Annotated in this window: 13 protein-coding genes; 4 read left to right on the forward strand and 9 right to left on the reverse strand. The window is 62.2% G+C overall.

What is annotated here, in order from left to right; genetic code table 11:
• Nucleotides 1-36: 36 nt before the first annotated feature.
• On the reverse strand, nt 37-2124 hold the full coding sequence (locus tag FHW69_RS12075; RefSeq protein ID WP_183423327.1) for a TonB-dependent siderophore receptor: 2088 nt from the start codon (nt 2122-2124) through the stop codon (nt 37-39).
• A gap of 208 nt (nt 2125-2332) precedes the next feature.
• Here FHW69_RS12075 and FHW69_RS12080 point away from each other — a divergent pair, with 208 nt between their 5' ends.
• The gene (locus FHW69_RS12080; RefSeq protein WP_183423328.1) at nt 2333-3946 is read left to right on the forward strand and encodes a DUF4034 domain-containing protein; all 1614 of its coding nucleotides are present in this window, start codon (nt 2333-2335) and stop codon (nt 3944-3946) included.
• Here FHW69_RS12080 and FHW69_RS12085 read toward each other — a convergent pair.
• Both FHW69_RS12085 and FHW69_RS12090 read right to left on the reverse strand, forming a co-directional pair.
• A complete protein-coding gene (locus FHW69_RS12085) occupies nt 3843-4898 on the reverse strand; it encodes an aldo/keto reductase (protein ID WP_183423329.1) in 1056 nt (351 codons plus the stop codon). The genes FHW69_RS12080 and FHW69_RS12085 overlap by 104 nt on opposite strands.
• A gap of 38 nt (nt 4899-4936) precedes the next feature.
• Nucleotides 4937-6067: an acyltransferase gene (locus FHW69_RS12090; RefSeq protein WP_183423330.1), complete on the reverse strand. Its 1131-nt coding sequence runs from the start codon at nt 6065-6067 to the stop codon at nt 4937-4939.
• A 170-nt stretch (nt 6068-6237) separates the two neighbouring features.
• On the opposite strand from FHW69_RS12090, the gene FHW69_RS12095 reads away from it, so the two are divergent.
• Entirely contained in the window at nt 6238-7050 is an 813-nt protein-coding gene (locus FHW69_RS12095) for a plasmid replication/partition related protein (protein WP_183423331.1), read from the forward strand.
• A 3-nt stretch (nt 7051-7053) separates the two neighbouring features.
• On the opposite strand, the gene FHW69_RS12100 is transcribed toward FHW69_RS12095, so the two are convergent.
• Entirely contained in the window at nt 7054-8580 is a 1527-nt protein-coding gene (locus tag FHW69_RS12100; protein WP_183423332.1) for an MFS transporter, read from the reverse strand.
• A 103-nt stretch (nt 8581-8683) separates the two neighbouring features.
• Between FHW69_RS12100 and FHW69_RS12105 the strand changes: the two genes are divergently transcribed.
• Nucleotides 8684-9583 carry a LysR substrate-binding domain-containing protein gene (locus tag FHW69_RS12105; protein WP_183423333.1) on the forward strand — a complete coding sequence of 300 codons (900 nt, stop codon included), beginning with the start codon at nt 8684-8686 and terminating at the stop codon, nt 9581-9583.
• Here the strand turns inward: FHW69_RS12105 and FHW69_RS12110 are convergent.
• Nucleotides 9580-10218: a hypothetical protein gene (locus tag FHW69_RS12110; protein ID WP_183423334.1), complete on the reverse strand. Its 639-nt coding sequence runs from the start codon at nt 10216-10218 to the stop codon at nt 9580-9582. The two genes, FHW69_RS12105 and FHW69_RS12110, sit on opposite strands and share 4 nt — an antisense overlap.
• A gap of 23 nt (nt 10219-10241) precedes the next feature.
• A complete protein-coding gene (locus FHW69_RS12115; RefSeq protein WP_343204015.1) occupies nt 10242-10589 on the reverse strand; it encodes a ribonuclease E inhibitor RraB in 348 nt (115 codons plus the stop codon).
• Between the two features lie 215 nt (nt 10590-10804).
• Here FHW69_RS12115 and FHW69_RS12120 point away from each other — a divergent pair, with 215 nt between their 5' ends.
• Entirely contained in the window at nt 10805-11341 is a 537-nt protein-coding gene (locus FHW69_RS12120; RefSeq protein ID WP_183423335.1) for a hypothetical protein, read from the forward strand.
• Between the two features lie 28 nt (nt 11342-11369).
• On the opposite strand, the gene FHW69_RS12125 is transcribed toward FHW69_RS12120, so the two are convergent.
• The 3 genes from FHW69_RS12125 to FHW69_RS12135 form a co-directional block, all read right to left on the reverse strand.
• Nucleotides 11370-12581: a hypothetical protein gene (locus FHW69_RS12125; protein ID WP_183423336.1), complete on the reverse strand. Its 1212-nt coding sequence runs from the start codon at nt 12579-12581 to the stop codon at nt 11370-11372.
• Entirely contained in the window at nt 12574-13872 is a 1299-nt protein-coding gene (locus FHW69_RS12130) for a DNA cytosine methyltransferase (protein WP_183423337.1), read from the reverse strand. The genes FHW69_RS12125 and FHW69_RS12130 overlap by 8 nt, the downstream gene beginning before the upstream one ends.
• A 194-nt stretch (nt 13873-14066) precedes the next feature.
• On the reverse strand, nt 14067-14882 hold the full coding sequence (locus FHW69_RS12135; RefSeq protein WP_183423338.1) for an EamA family transporter: 816 nt from the start codon (nt 14880-14882) through the stop codon (nt 14067-14069).
• Nucleotides 14883-15063 lie beyond the last annotated feature (181 nt).

Consider the following 15063-nt stretch of genomic DNA (forward strand, 5'->3'; position numbering starts at 1 on the left):
GGTGGAAGCTCGCTCCCACCATGGTTTTTCAGCTACTCACCAACGGAATCGGGCCGACGCCGTCATCGTGCGCGGATAGCCGTAGTAGCACCAGATGCCGCTGTTGCACGTCGAAACATACTGGCGATCAAACAGGTTGGCGGCGGTGACCTGGAAAGTCCAGCTATCTTTCGTGTAGTGCACGTTGGCGTCGTAAAGCACGTAACCGCCCGTGCGCCACAGGTTCGGCGCATCGCCGTAGCGTTCACCGATGTAACGGATGCCGCCGCCGAAACCGAGGCCATCCAGTGCGCCGCCGTGCATGGCATAGTCCGCCGACACTGATGCCTGCCGCTTCGGCACCAGAGCCACCTGCTTGCCAAGTGAATCGTCGTTGGCTTCCACGACCTTCGCATCGGTGTACGCATAGGCTGCCGTCATCGAGAAATTATCGGTAACAGCGACGTTCGCCTCGATCTCCGCACCGCGCGTGCGCGTCTTGCCCTGCTGCAACGACTGGAAAAGATGATCCGGGTCGACCGTCAGCGCGTTGCGCTGGGTGAGCTGGTAAACCGCCGCGCTGATGAGCGTGCGGCCATCGGCCGTCTGATACTTCATGCCCGCTTCGACCTGATCGCCCGTGGTCGGCTCAAACGCTTTGCCCGCGAACGTCTGCCCCACGATTGTCTTGAACGAGTGCGAATAGGCGACATACGGCACCAGGCCGATGTCCGTCCTGTAATTGACACCCAGTCGCCCGGAAAACGCGTTGTCGCGCTGCTCGCGGCCTGAATCGGTAAACGGATAGTCAATGTCGTTGCGGACCCAATCCTTGCGACCGCTGGCCACAATGCCCCACTTGCCGATATCCACCTGATCCTGCACGTACGCGCCCAACTGCTTCAGCGTGGTGATGGTGCGCGAGGTGTACGGCACATCAGGCAGAGCGGCGCCGTAAACCGGGTTGTAGATATCCAGCGACGGAGCGCCACCATAACCGGAGCGGTAATCGTCGTGATTGCGCTGGTAATCCACACCCATCAACACGGTGTGCTGCGCTTCGCCCGTCGCAAACTTTGCCTGTGCCTGGTTATCCACGGCGAACAGGTGCGTCTTGTCGAGAATCGGAAAGTTGTAGCGGGCAATCCTTGTCAGGCTGCCCGGTTCAAAGCCCAGGCTGCCGATGGCGCGATGATCCACGCTGGCGTACTGCACGCGCAGATCCTGCTTCACTGACCACACATCGTTGATGCGGTGGGTGAGTTCCCAACCAATCGACCGGTCCTTCTTGCGGTACTTGTCGTAACCGGGCTCACCCGGATTGGTGTCGTCCGGAATGCGGCCATTCGGATTGGGATACAACGTGCCGATGGAAGGCAGGAAGCCACCCACGCCGTTGGAGTAGGTCTGATGCCAGCGACCAAGGATGGTCAGCTTCGTGTCGTCGTCCATCTGCCAGGACAGGCTGGGCGCGAAGTAGTAACGGTTGTCTTTGGAATGCTTCAGCGATGCGTCGCCTTCGCGCCCCAGTCCCACCAGGCGATAGAACACGTTGCCGTCGTGGTCGAGCTGGCCACCCACGTCGGCCGCGAGCTGGCGCTGATCGAACGTGCCGACCGTGGCTTCCACTTCATGCGGTGCTTCCAGACTCGGACGCTTGCTGGTCATGTCGATCATGCCGCCGGGCGGTAACTGGCCGTACATCGCCGACGACGGCCCCTTGTTCACTTCGATGCGCTCAAGGCCGTAGGGCTCCACGCGCGAATCGCTGGTCCACGTACCGCTGGGCAGCGGCAAGCCATCCAGATAGCGCGCCGGGTCATAGCCACGAACCAGAATCCAGTCACTGCGCGGATCGGTGCCGTAGCCTCCGCTGACCACACCGGCCAGATAACGTACCGATTCATCCAGTCCCTGCACGCCATAGGCATGCATGCGCTCCGGCGTCACCGCACTGACCGACTGGGGGATATCCACCGCTGCCGTGACCGTCTTCGTGCTGGAATACACCACGTTCACCGCATCCAGCGGCACGACTTTGTCGGACTTGCCCGGCTCAGTGGCCTGGTCGGCGGCGGAAGCCATCGACACAAATGCGAGGGTCAGCGCAACGAGTAGTGCGCGCTTCTTGAAAGGTGCAGACATGGGAGCGGCCTGTGCAGCAAGAAATAGTGGCCATCCCTGGCCAAACGCCGGCTCCGGCCGACACATGCCACAAATGATAATTGTTCCCATTCTTCCGTGCACGCAAATTTAACAATTAAACCGCGTCATTTTGCGAACCCTGTCTCGTCGCCGGCGCGCGGGATCGCTATGCTCCGGTCTCCAACAGGGACATGGGGAGATAAGGGAAATGAAGCACTTACGCTGGCTCGGGCCTCTGGTTGCCTCGGCATGTTTTTTCGTCGCCCCAGTGACCACCGCGCAGGCTTCCCCGCCATCTTTTGCGGCTTTCGCGGCAGCTGCCCAAAAGGCGGAAGCCATCCAGGACCCGCTGGCACGCTGCCTCGCCTACCCTGACCCGGTGGGCTCCTCCTGGAATGCCCAGACCACGGCCGCCTACTGCCGCATGCGGCTGGGGGCGCCCTTCACGGCCACGCAGGCCGAAGCCCTCCTCGAAAAAGGCGAGTCTGCCGCGCTCGACAAACTGCTTGCCGGGAAATTTCGGGAGGCAAAGAAAGACCCGGTCGCCCGCGCCACGTTCGACACGGCATTCCGTACCGCGTTTGGTACGGCCGATACGCACATGCGCGCGCTTCTGGACAGGTGGGTAAAGGAACGGCCCGAAAGCGCCTTCGCGGCGGCCGCCAGCGGCTGGCAATTTCTGGCCACCGCCGAAGACGCGCGCGGCAGTGCATACGCCAGTCAGACCAGCGCCGGGCAATTGCAAACGATGCACGACTATCTCGCGCGCGCCCTGCCCGAGCTGGAGCGCGCTCAGAAGCTTGAGCCGACACTGACAACTACCTATGTCGCGATGCTCTCCGCCAGCGCCTGGGAAAGCGGCTTCGCTGACGAGAACGACATTCTGACGCGCGGACTGGCTGTCGATCCCACGAGCTTCACCTTGCGCATCGCGTCGTCCTCCCGTTCAACACCGCGCTGGGGCGGAAGTCTTCAACTGGTGGCCGCGCAGCGTGCCCAGGCGATGAAGTTTGTCGACAAGAATCCGCTGATGCGGCTCGTGGGTGCGGCACCTGGCCTGGACGATCTGGCTTGTGGTGGGGGTGACGCATTGCCTCCCGCGGATGCCGTGCGGCAAGCGGTGTCTGAAGGCGTGTCGATGTCGCAGCTGCACTGCGCAGCCTATGGCGCCATCAGCGATGTCGGGCTCTATGCCGAACTGACCTCGCAGATCTATCGCTTCGATCCCAACGACGCCCACAACATCCTGATGCGCTTCCCGGCTCTGCAACGCCTTGACCAGAAGGACTGGTACCGCGCGAGCCTGCAACAGAGCCATGAGCGCGACCCGGGCAACGCACAACTTGCCATCGCATATAGCAATTACCTGAAAGTCACGGAGACAAAGCGCGCCATCGCCGTGATGCAACGTTCGCTGGCCACAGGGGGCGACACGCCCGCCGCCCTTCATCAGCTTGCCGATCTTTATCTGCTCAATCGCCAGCCGGACAAGACACTGGAACTGGCGAACCAGATGATTGAAAAGCACCCGGACTGGCCCGACGGCTATGCGCTGCGCGCGAATGTGGAAGTCTCGTACAACAAGCCGGATCGCTACCGGTCGATTCACGCATTTCTTGACCGCTTCGGCGACCGCCCCGCATGGAGCAAGACAGCCGCCGAACTGAACCGTTACCTCGCGGAACACCCCGAGGCACCGAGTGATGCCGCGCAGCCAGTTACTTCACGTGCGGGCCAAGCAACGCCAGATCAGCCGCTCCCAGCCGATCGCTCGCGGTCAGAAGCTGATGCCAGTACGGATAGAGGATCGGCGGCGCGCTGACCTCATCCAGCCGCTGACGCTCGTCAGCGGTCAGTTGCAGATCGGCGGCAGCGAGATTGTCTTTCAGCTGTGCGTCGGTGCGTGCGCCAATCACCACCGACGTCACCGCAGGACGGCCCAGAAGCCACGCCAGAGCCACCTGTGCACCGGACACCTGTCGCGCATCCGCGATCGACACCAGTACGTCCACGATGCGCCACAGCCGCTCCTCGTCGCGAATCGGGGGCTCGGTCCAGCCACCCAGCTGACGGGAACCTTCCGGCGCCTTCACATTACGGCGATGCTTGCCCGACAACAGCCCGCCGGCCAGCGGACTCCACACAAGCACGCCCACATTCTGATCGACCGAAATCGGCAGCAGTTCGTATTCGGCTTCACGCGCTTCCAGCGTGTAGTGAATCTGCTGGCTGATGAAACGCTGACGATGCTCTCGCTCGCTGATGCCAAGCGCCTTCATCAGGTGCCATGCCGAATAGTTGGAGCAACCGATGTAACGTACCTTACCCTGGCGCACCAGCGTATCGAGCGCTTCAAGCGTCTCTTCCAGCGGGGTCTGGCCGTCCCACTGATGGACCTGGTAAAGGTCAATGACATCCGTGCGCAGCCGCTTCAGGCTGGCTTCGCATTCGCGGATGAGGTGATAGCGCGACAAGCCGCCATCGTTCGGGCCGGGGCCCATCGGGAACCGCGCTTTCGTGGCCAGCAACACACCGTGCGGGCGCTTGCCAGCCAGCACTTCGCCAATGATTTCTTCGGATGCGCCATCGGAGTAGACGTTGGCGGTGTCAATCAGATTGACGCCTGCATCCAGACACATGTCGATCTGCCGACGAGCATCATCCACGCCGGAACTGCCGACGGAGGCGAACTTGCCCTGTCCGCCAAACGTCATCGTTCCCATGGTGAGCGTGGAAACCTTGAGGCCGGATCGGCCGAGTAGTCGGTACTGCATGGTGGCACCTTCATGATCGGGGAATTTCAATTCCCAACTTAATCACCCCGCGACGCATCCGACAAATGAAGAATTGTTACAGGCGGCTCGATGGCGTGGCGGGCACGTGACGGCAGCACCCGCCCACGCAACCGAAGGAACGGACGTTCAATGCCGTAGTACAGCAACGCGCCGGCAGACACAGAGGCACATGCGTAGGTGAGAAAGACGAGCACGCCGTACTGGGCAAGCCAGGAAGGCATCCATGCATCCACCATGGCGAACACGGCCTTGTGCACCAGATACAGGCTGTATGAAATAAGTGCGAGCCAGCCTGCACCGGGAATCCGGCACCGTGCGATCAGACTGCTGGCAGGCGTCGCTGCGGCCACGAGCAACGCCATGCCCAAAGAAAGCAGAGGAAATCCCACCACGGTCGCGAAGAAGCCAACACGATGGGTGAAGACAACAAACGAAAGCGTCAGCACGACCAGTGCCGAAGGAAGCAGTACCGTGTTTGCCCGCTGCTGCAATGCCTGCCACCACGCCGGACGGAACTGTTGAATCGTCGCCAGCAACACGCCCAGAAGCAGGCCGTCCAGACGGTTATAGGTGGGGAAGTACACGTACTCCACGTAACGGTCGTTCCCATGCCAGCTGAACCCGCGCGCCAGCATGCCCGCCACCACGATGAAAATGCTTACCGCCACCACCACGCGAACCGAACGCGCGCGCCAGATACTCCAGGCCAGCAACGGAAACAGCAGGTAGAAGTGCTCTTCCACGCACAGCGACCACACATGGGAGAACGCCGGATTCTGGCGGTAGTCGATCAACAGGTTCACCGTATAGGTGAGGAACTGCCACAGCGGCTGGATGCCTTCGCGCTCACGGAATCCCGGCACGCAGAAGTACAGCGCCAGCACGACCAGATAGGCCGGCAACACGCGGAACGTCCGCCGCAGGTAGAAGCCCCCCAGATCAATCCCCTTGCCAGCAGCCATGGGCTTGAGCAGCTGCGAACCGATCAGATAGCCGCTGAGCACGAAGAACAGGTCCACACCCATCCATCCGTAGTCGCCAACGCCGGTGAATGGCGCAGGCAGTCCTCCCACCAGCCATGAATGGAAAAGCATCACCCAGACAATGGCGATGGCGCGGAGCAGATCCAGCCCTGGCATGCGACTCATGGTGTTCCCCCGGTTCTATCCGGTGAGTTTACGGATGCTTCGGGCATTTCCCGGCCGTCATGCGACCAAACGGTGGCAGGTTGCGGCGAATGGCCGGGCACACAGACTCACCCCGTGCGACACGACGCCATTACAATGCGCGCCCGTTCTCTGCGTCCCGGATCTGCGCCATGGAAATCGTCGTCATCGAGAAGCTGAAGGCTTATATCGACCCGCTGACCCCGGAAGAACACGAGGCGCTCGAAGCCAGCATCCTCGCCGAGGGCTGTCGTGACGCGCTGGTGTTGTGGGGCGACGTGCTGGTTGACGGCCACAATCGTTATGGCATCTGCAAGAAGCACGGCCTGCCCTTCCAGACCGTGCAGAACACCCGCTTCCAGTCCATGGACGATGTGCATCTGTGGATGATCGACCAGCATCTGGGCCGCCGCAGCGTGTCCGACTTCCAGCGCGGCGTCCTCGCATTGCGCCGCCGGGAAATCATGGCCGAGCGCCTGGCCGCAGAGGCAGCCGCAGCCGAAGCGGCCGCCTCTGCGGCACCGGATGCGGCATCCTCCACCGAGGAAGCACCGAAGGGTGCGAAAGCCACGTTGCCCAGCCGTGACGCTATCGCGCGTGCAGCGCGCCTGAGCAGCAGCCAGGTCGGCCTGATCGAGAAGATCCAGAACGACGCCGCGCCCGAGGTGGTCGCCGCGGTGAAGTCAGGCGCCATTTCCATCAGTGCTGCCGCCGCCGTGGCCTCGCTGCCTGAAGACGAACAGCGTGCCGCCGCCATGGGTGGTGGCAGCGAGCTGAAGCAGGCCGCCAAGCGCGTGCGCGATGCAAAGCGCAAACCGAAAGAAAAGCCACCGGCCGAAGAAACCATCGAGGAACACGAGGAAAAGCACGAACTGCGCCTGCGCATCGCTGCCCTGGAAGCCGAAAACGAAGCCCTGCGCGCTGAACTGGCAGAGCTTCGCGAAAGCCTGGGCGTGGACGCCTGAGCGTCAGTTCGTACCTTCCGCCGCCGCGCCGGTTGTTCGCGACGCACGGCGCGGCGCGAGGCAAGCCAGGGTAATCACAGCCGAAACCGCGGTGATCGCTGCGAGCACCTGCAACAACACGCGGAACGCCGCGTCGTAGTGCACGGTCAACGCTTCCCGCGACATGCCCGGAAGCATGGCCACCGCATCACGTACATTGCCCGACGCCAGTTGCATGCCCGCGATATCGGCATGCCCCATGCCAGCGGCCGCCAGTCCTCGCTGAGCCATGAACGCCAGCAATGCGGTGACGATGGCCAGCGCGATGCCTTCGCCGGCCACGCGCGTCGTGCTGAAAATGCCCGTCGCCATCCCCGCACGTTCGCGCGGCACCACGGTGATCGACAGCGCGTCCATCAGGCCCCACGGCAACCCTGTGCCCACGCCGATCACAAGCAGCGGAATGCGCAACGCCGCCCCTGTTTCGCCGTGGGATACGCCACTCAGCAAGTACAGACCAAAAGCGGCGACAAACAACCCGAACGCCGCGAGCGGTCCTGCGGCGATCCAGCGAGTGAGCCATGCGGCAATGGACGGCATGACCAGCATGGGCGCGCTGAGCGACAGCATCATCCAGCCGGCATCCAGTTCACTATGACCGTCGATACCGATGAACTTCAGCGGCAACATCATTAGCAATACGATGAAGCAGTAGCAGGTGCCGATGGGCAACACCTGCACGCCGACGAAGCGGCCATAACGAAACAGGCTCAGATCAAGCATCGGCCGCTGAACGCGCAGCTCGATCCATACAAAGGCCGCCACAAGCACCACGAAGGCTGCCAGCAACAACAGTACGAGTGCACTGCCCCATCCACTGGAGGGCGCCTGCACCACGGCAAAGGTGAAGGACGCCAGGGCGGCGGTGAACGTCAGTGCGCCCGGCCAATCGAGTCCGGCAGCTTCCGGATCGCGCGAGTCACGCATGTGCCGCAGGCCGAACAGGAGTGCGACGACGCCCACCAGCGCGATCCCGAGAAAAATGGATCGCCACCCGTGGTGCGCGATCAACCAGCCGGCCACCAGTGGCCCGAACGCCAGCCCGACGCCAAAGCTGGTGCCCAACGCACTGAAGGCCCGCGTCAGTGCGGGACCATGAAACACCTGAGCCAGCGCCGCCGAGCCACCCGCGAGCGCCGCAGCTGCCGCGAAACCCTGAAGCCCACGAAGCATGTCGATCAACAGCACGCTGGGCGCGAAGCACTGCCCCAATGACAGGAGCGCCATCGCGCCGATACCGGCAATGAAAAGCTTCTTGCGCCCGAACGCATCAGCCAGCGCACCTGCGGCCATCAGGCTGCTGCCGAAGGTGAGCATGAACGCGTTGGTGATCCAGACCAGATGCGACGCGCTGCCGCCCACTTCCCGCCCGATGGCGAGCGTGGCGACCGCGCCAGCTGAAAAATTGAGCGGAAGCACGAGGGCCGCCAGGCAAACAGCAGCCAGCACGGGAAGGCCGCGCGGCGCGGCACGGGGATGAAGATCGGACATGGGTCATTCCGGGATAGTGGAGCGGAAAGTGTTGGAGGCATGCTATCCATGCCGCAATCAAAGATAATCAGCCTTCAATTCCACGCATCACGGAATCTGGCGCTTGAATCCGACCACCGAAAACCTGTCGCGCATCCTCACCTTCGTGCAGACGGCGGAGTCGCTGAGCTTCGTCGGCGCGTCGCGCCACCTCGGCGTATCGGCCTCCGCAGTAGGTAAAACCGTGGCCAGGTTGGAGAAGACGCTGGGTGTCCGGCTGTTCCAGCGCAGTACGCGAACCGTGCGCCTGACGGACGAAGGCCGCCTCTTCTATGAGCGCTGCCGAAAGATTCTGGATGACCTTCAGGACGCCGAGGCCATGGTTTCCGAAGCGGCAGACGCACCGCGCGGCCGCCTGCGTGTGAGCCTGCCCACCATTGGCTACCGCTTCCTTGTGCCTCACCTGGCCGAGTTCCATCGGCTTTATCCCGAGGTGCAACTGGATCTGGATTTCAGCGACCGCCTGGTCGACATCATCGAAGATGGCTTCGACGCCGTGATCCGCAGCGGTGACCTGCCCGATTCGCGATTGATGTCGCGACTGCTGGGCCCCTTCCGCTTCGTGCTATGCGCCTCACCGGCCTACATTGCCGCGCATGGCATGCCGCGTAGCGTGGCCGAACTGGCCGATCACAACTGCCTGCAATTCCGCTTTCCCACAAGCGGACGCATACGGGGCTGGCCATTCGCGGACGCCATTCCAGCCAGCCAGTCACTGAGCCCCCTCACATGCAGCAACATGGAAGCCATTCGTGCCGTGACGGTGGAAGGCCTGGGCGTCGGCTACATGCCAGACTTCCTGGCGCACAGTGCCATTGAAGAAGGCACGCTGTGCCGCATTCCGCTGGAGCTTCCGGCGGATGAGGGACGCTTCTGGGTCATCTGGCCATCCAGTCGGCAGCTCTCGCCCAAGATCCGTGTCTTCGTGGATTTCGTCTGCGCGCGATTGTTCACCGCAAACTAGTCGCGACCCTTCTCGCGGGCGCACACCTCTTTGACGAGCATGTCGGCAAGCAACGCGGGCATGCCTGCATTTGCTTCCACGATGGGCACCGCCCATGCGGCATCGGACAGCACCAGATGCTGTTGCCAGTCCGGCCACGCCAGCAACTCCTCTGGCGTGAGGGCGATGGCGCCGCCGCGCTCGGCGTGACCGCCACCGATGGACTCACCCGCCACGAACAGCTTCTCCGCAAACGGCGCGAGATACACGTAATACACGTGATGATTCTGATCCTGCGCGGTCGGCGCGCGATTGGCGTAACCCAGCCGCAGCGACAGCCGTTCGCGATGCTGCTCCGTCATGGGCTGCGAGTGCTCATGGAGCCACGCGGCCGTCACGGTCTCGTCTTTTGACCAGCGCACAAGGTCGTGCGTCCAGGTCAGATGCTTGAAATGGTTCGGATACGCGAGACGTTCATACCCCTTCTTCGAACGGAGCGAACGCGAATCGAAAAGGCGATCGTCATCCTCACCGAAGGTCAGACCCAGCTCCCACGTTTCCGTCGGCACGACGCGGGTGAGCGGCGCCAGCGCATCTATCTCCCCGTTCGCGATGCGACGGAGAAACGCAGCTACATCAAACAGCGAATTCGTCATGCGTGAGTCACTGCCGTTTTTGCTTATTCGACGAGCGGGCCTACATCCATGCCATCGTATGCACCCAACTGTCGTTCCTGCGCGAAGGCGTACAGTTCGCTGTTGCGCGCATCGAGCGAATCGGGCGTATGCACTTCCTCTTTCTCGACATGCAGCCACCACAGGTCCGGATCACCGACCTCTTCCTTGTCGGCAAGAAACACATCAATGACCCGGTAGCCCTTCGCTTCCAGCAACGGTGCTGTCTCGCGCAGCTTCTCCGGCGACACGTCGGTGAAGAAATAACCCCACACCATGGGGCCATCCAGATCCCAGTCCGTGTTGTCCCGGATCTGGGCAAACATGTCCACTAGCTGTTCTTTCGTGATCACAAGCGGGCTTCCCGTATGACGTGGCGAGGCGTGAAACAACCTGCCCGATCATACGGGAGCGGCGTGTGTGTTGCTCAGAAGAACCGGGAGTTGAAGGTGACCGTGTACAGAGTGCGGCATTCCCCGGGATTGGCAGCCTGCCGGGCGCACGCTAGCCTTGCGCCCCTGGGGATCGGGGGGAACCGGTGCCATCACCATACAGGGAGTGCGCGCACGTGACTTTTTCTCGCTATGCCATCGCGCTGGCGCTGGCTTCGCTTGTGGCCACCTCGCCGATACAGGCGGGTGCCGATGATCCCGCGCTTCGTGTCGTACTGAGCAAGGCAACGTCCCCTGCCGCTGCCGAGAAGGGCAGCATCGTCGTAACCGTTACCAATACCAGCCAACGCACATGGCTGCTACCGATCCCTTTCACCCCGTTGCAGACACCGGATGGCCATCTGTACAACGAGATATTCACGGTGACCGATGCGAACGGCGCGGCGACGAAATTCATTGGCCGACGCGTGCGCGTGATACCCGAGCCGCGCGAGACGTTCTACACGCGACTTGAACCGGGTGCTACCGCATCGAAGGAAGTAGATCTGTCTGCCGACTACGATCTGCGCGCAGGCGGTCCCTACCAGGTGCGCTACACGCAGACATTTCAGGACACCGCCATCCTCACCACGGACGAAGTACACGGGCATGAAGCACAGAGCAATACGCTGGATATCTGGGTGAACGCCATGCTGCAAGACAAGCGGCAGTAGCTCCTGTGGGAGCCAGTTTGCTCCCACATTACAGGAGATGAAGCGTTCCGTTGCCGCCTTCAACCGGCGGGTCCTTGATGCTTCGTCGTCCGGCAGGCACATACAGGCGGCTGTCCTGCGCGGTGGGATCACCGCGCATCGTGTCGCTCAGAATGCCTTCAAGCCGGGTGATGCCACGCACGCTCGCGTTCGCACTGAAGGCTTCGACAATTTGCTCCGACTGTCTGTCGATGTTGTAGTGGGCTGCGCTGGCCGCGCTGGAAAAGGCGGACTGGTAAACGCGCAGAAGAAGCTCAGGGCCAAACTGCGTACGCGTGAGCACATTGAACGCAGCCTGCCCGACCAGTACCACGGTTTTCGGCGACGCGCGAAGCACACCCGCCATGGAACGGTGGCCGCGCAGCGTGTTGCCGATCAGCGCGTGATAGTACGTATCGCCATCGTAGTACGCGGCCAGATGCGAGAGCTGGTCGCCAAGCCGCTTGCCGTCACCGCCCTTCGCGGAACCCGTCTTGCTCTTCAGCTGGTGGAAGCTCGGCTTGTGGCCAGCCCAAAGCGGCGGCTGGATCACATCGGCGCCGGGGAACGGATTGGACTGCGTGTCGAAGCCTTCCTGGTCCTTGCCACGCGGTTCGGGCACGCGCACGTTGCCGCGCATCTGACCGATGAGGTCTTCGTGCAGATGGCCCATCAACCCTTCGATCATCATCAGGGCTTTATGGGCAACCGTAGCGTTGATCGCGCTCTCGAATTTGCCGCCGTACAGCAGGAATTGCGTGGCTGCCAGGATGTACGGGTCGAGAACGTCACCCGGATTCTTGCCGCACTCTATGTCGGCGGCTGTGCGCGGGAAACTTTTCGCGACGTCCATGACCTTGTCATGAGCGAATTTAATTGCCGCATCCGGGTCTTTGAACGCCACAAGAAGCTGCACGCGCTGGGCAAGCGCCACGGCGTGGTGCTCAATGGCCTGAAGCGGGAAATTCTGCGCGAGCAGGGCGGCGTGGCAAGTGAACCGCAGTTCGTTGCCGCCCAACGCCGCAAGATCGGCCACCGGCCTGTGCGCCAGTTCAGCGGGAACGCGAAACATGAGCCGAATGCCATCCGCCGCTTCGGCAAAAACCTCCGCCGCGCAGCTGTAGCTTCGCTCAAGCAGCGATTTCTGGGCGTCGATCATCTTCTTCAAAAGCGGGTTATGCACGCTGTTGAGCGGATGATCGTGCGGTAGAAATTCAAGCACTGGTCAACTTCCCTTTCCCTGCGGTTTTCTTTGCAGCCACTGCCCCTCGGGCGACCTTGTTCCTGGCTTTGGAACGCAGATGCGCCAGCGATTCGGCGAGCATGGTGTCAATGCGTACATTCGCGCGCCGCTTTCCTGGCGGACGCTTGCTGGCCTCCAGCAGTGCTTTGCCTACAACTTCGCCCAGCGCCAGTGGCACAGCGTTGCCAATCTGCAAATACTGCTGACTCATCGATCCCCAGAACTTCCACGTATCCGGGAAACCCTGCAAGCGCGCGCACTCGTGCACGGACAGAGGGCGTGTTGCCACGGGATGGCACAGCGCGCTGCCTTTGCGGTTTGGCCGTCCGACGATGGTCGGCGCTGGAGCATCCCACGGAAGACGACGATAGAACCCCGTCTTTCCGCCACCGGACTCGAACGAACCACCCAGCGCTTCCTTCTGCAACGGAACAGGAAGTGCCCGCCAGTTCTTGCCTTCGGGAATCTTCTCGAAAAACCGCCTGACTTCCGGCGTGTACGACGAATGCTGGCCCGGGTCGCCCTGCAAATCCTCGATGGCCTGCCTGACCGTGGCATACGGCAACAGGTCGCTGCCCGGCTCGCCATGCGTGGGCGTCAGCGACGGAATGGCAACATTGTCACGCGAGCAGATCATCACGAAGCGCATGCGTGCCTGAGGCGCCCCGAAGTCGGCCGCATTGACCACGGAAAACGTGGGGGTGTATCCGATGGCCTTTACGTCGTTGAAGATCTGCCTGATCGCCGAACCGGAAAGCTCGTCCGGGTCCAGTGCCAGAGCCTCGTCGCTGGACTCGTTCAAAGTGCCACTGGCGTAGCGCTTCAGGCTCCAGTGCTTGCCCGGGCGCTCGGCGATGGGGCGATGTTTCAGCGCGGCGGTCAGGATGCTGGCCACGTTCTCCAGGACAAAAAAGCGCGGCCGCACCTCGTTGACGATACGCAGGTATTCGTAAATCAGGTTGCCGCGCGGATCACTTAGCCCGGAACGCTTTCCGCCCGTGGAAAAGCTCTGGCACGGCGGGCCGCCGACGATGGCGAAAATCTCGCCATGCTCCTGGGTTCGCTCGCGAAGCTGCGCACCGGACAGCGTGGCGACATCCGCCTGCCAGACATCGAGGTCCGGCCGATTCAGCCTGAGCGTTTCACAGCAGGCCTGATCCACGTCGACGGCCAGCGTAGCCTTTATCCCGCCCCTTTCCAGGCCAAGGTCCAGGCCATAAGCGCCTGAAAATAAAGACCAGACGGGCTGGACTGGAACGGACTTGGACATCGCTGAGGCAGGGCCTTGGAAGGGTGGCAGAACGTTCGAGTATGACGGTTTGCGCCGGGTTTCGCGAAAGCTGACGAAGGGTGCCCCAAGCCAGTATCGCGCCCTGAGACCGGGCTCACGCGCCACGCGGGAGACACACAAAAGCGCCACCGGAGGGGTGTCCTGATTTTACCGGGTTCCCAGCCGCAGGCACCTTACTGGGGAACGCGATCTTTCCTGCTTGCCGAAAGCGTGGTGCCTGCCGACGCCGCGATGATCGCCGCGATGCCCAGCCACTTCATCGGAGAAAGTGTTTCGCCCAGAAAGATCATCCCAATGACGGCACCCACCGCCGGCTCGCCGCTGGTGAGAATGCCGAAGGTCTTCACCGGAAGGCGGCGCAGCGCGAACATCTCCAGCGAATAGGGGATGGCGCTGGACAGAAGGGCGACGGCCAGACCGAGACCGAGGACGCGCGTATCGAGTAGCGCCGTTCCCGCCTCCATGAGACCAAACGGCATCGCAATCGCAGCAGCTATGACGATGCCCAGGGCAGGCGTCTGTGCACCCAGTGCGTCGCCCGCCCGCTTCCCGGTAAGAATGTAGAGTCCCCAGAACACGCCGGCAGCCAGCGCGAAACCCATGCCGACCAGATCCATGCTGCCGGCAGACATGTTCAACGACAGCAACAGCAGCAAACCCACCACAGCGAGTGCCGCCCAGCCAAGGTCTGCAAGACGGCGCGACGACAGAATCGCCACCGTGAGCGGCCCGGTGAATTCAAGAGCAATGGCAATTCCCAGCGGAATGCGCTGAATGGCCATGTAGAACAAAAGATTCATCACGCCCAGCGAAATGCCATAAGGCAACACGGCCCAGAGCATCCGGCGATTCAGCCGCACCCGCCACACTCGCTGCACGATGCAAAGGATCAAAGCCGCCAGGCCCAGGCGAAGCGCCGTTGCGCCAGCCGCACCGATCAAGGGAAACAGGGATTTGGCCAGCGACGCGCCCAGGGTGATCGACAGCATGGCAACCACAACCGCTGCCAGAGGTGCCGACGTTCGGGAAGGCGATAAAGGTGTTACTGAGGAAATCACGATGGCGTTCTTGGCGGAGGATGGTCGGAAACCGTTACGTCACGGACGAGCGATCTCGTTGGCACTTTGCCTTCAACTCGATGCTTCCGACACTCTGAAGGCGTGGTATCTC

The organism is Luteibacter sp. Sphag1AF, from assembly GCF_014192715.1.
In the GTDB taxonomy this organism is placed as follows: domain Bacteria; phylum Pseudomonadota; class Gammaproteobacteria; order Xanthomonadales; family Rhodanobacteraceae; genus Luteibacter.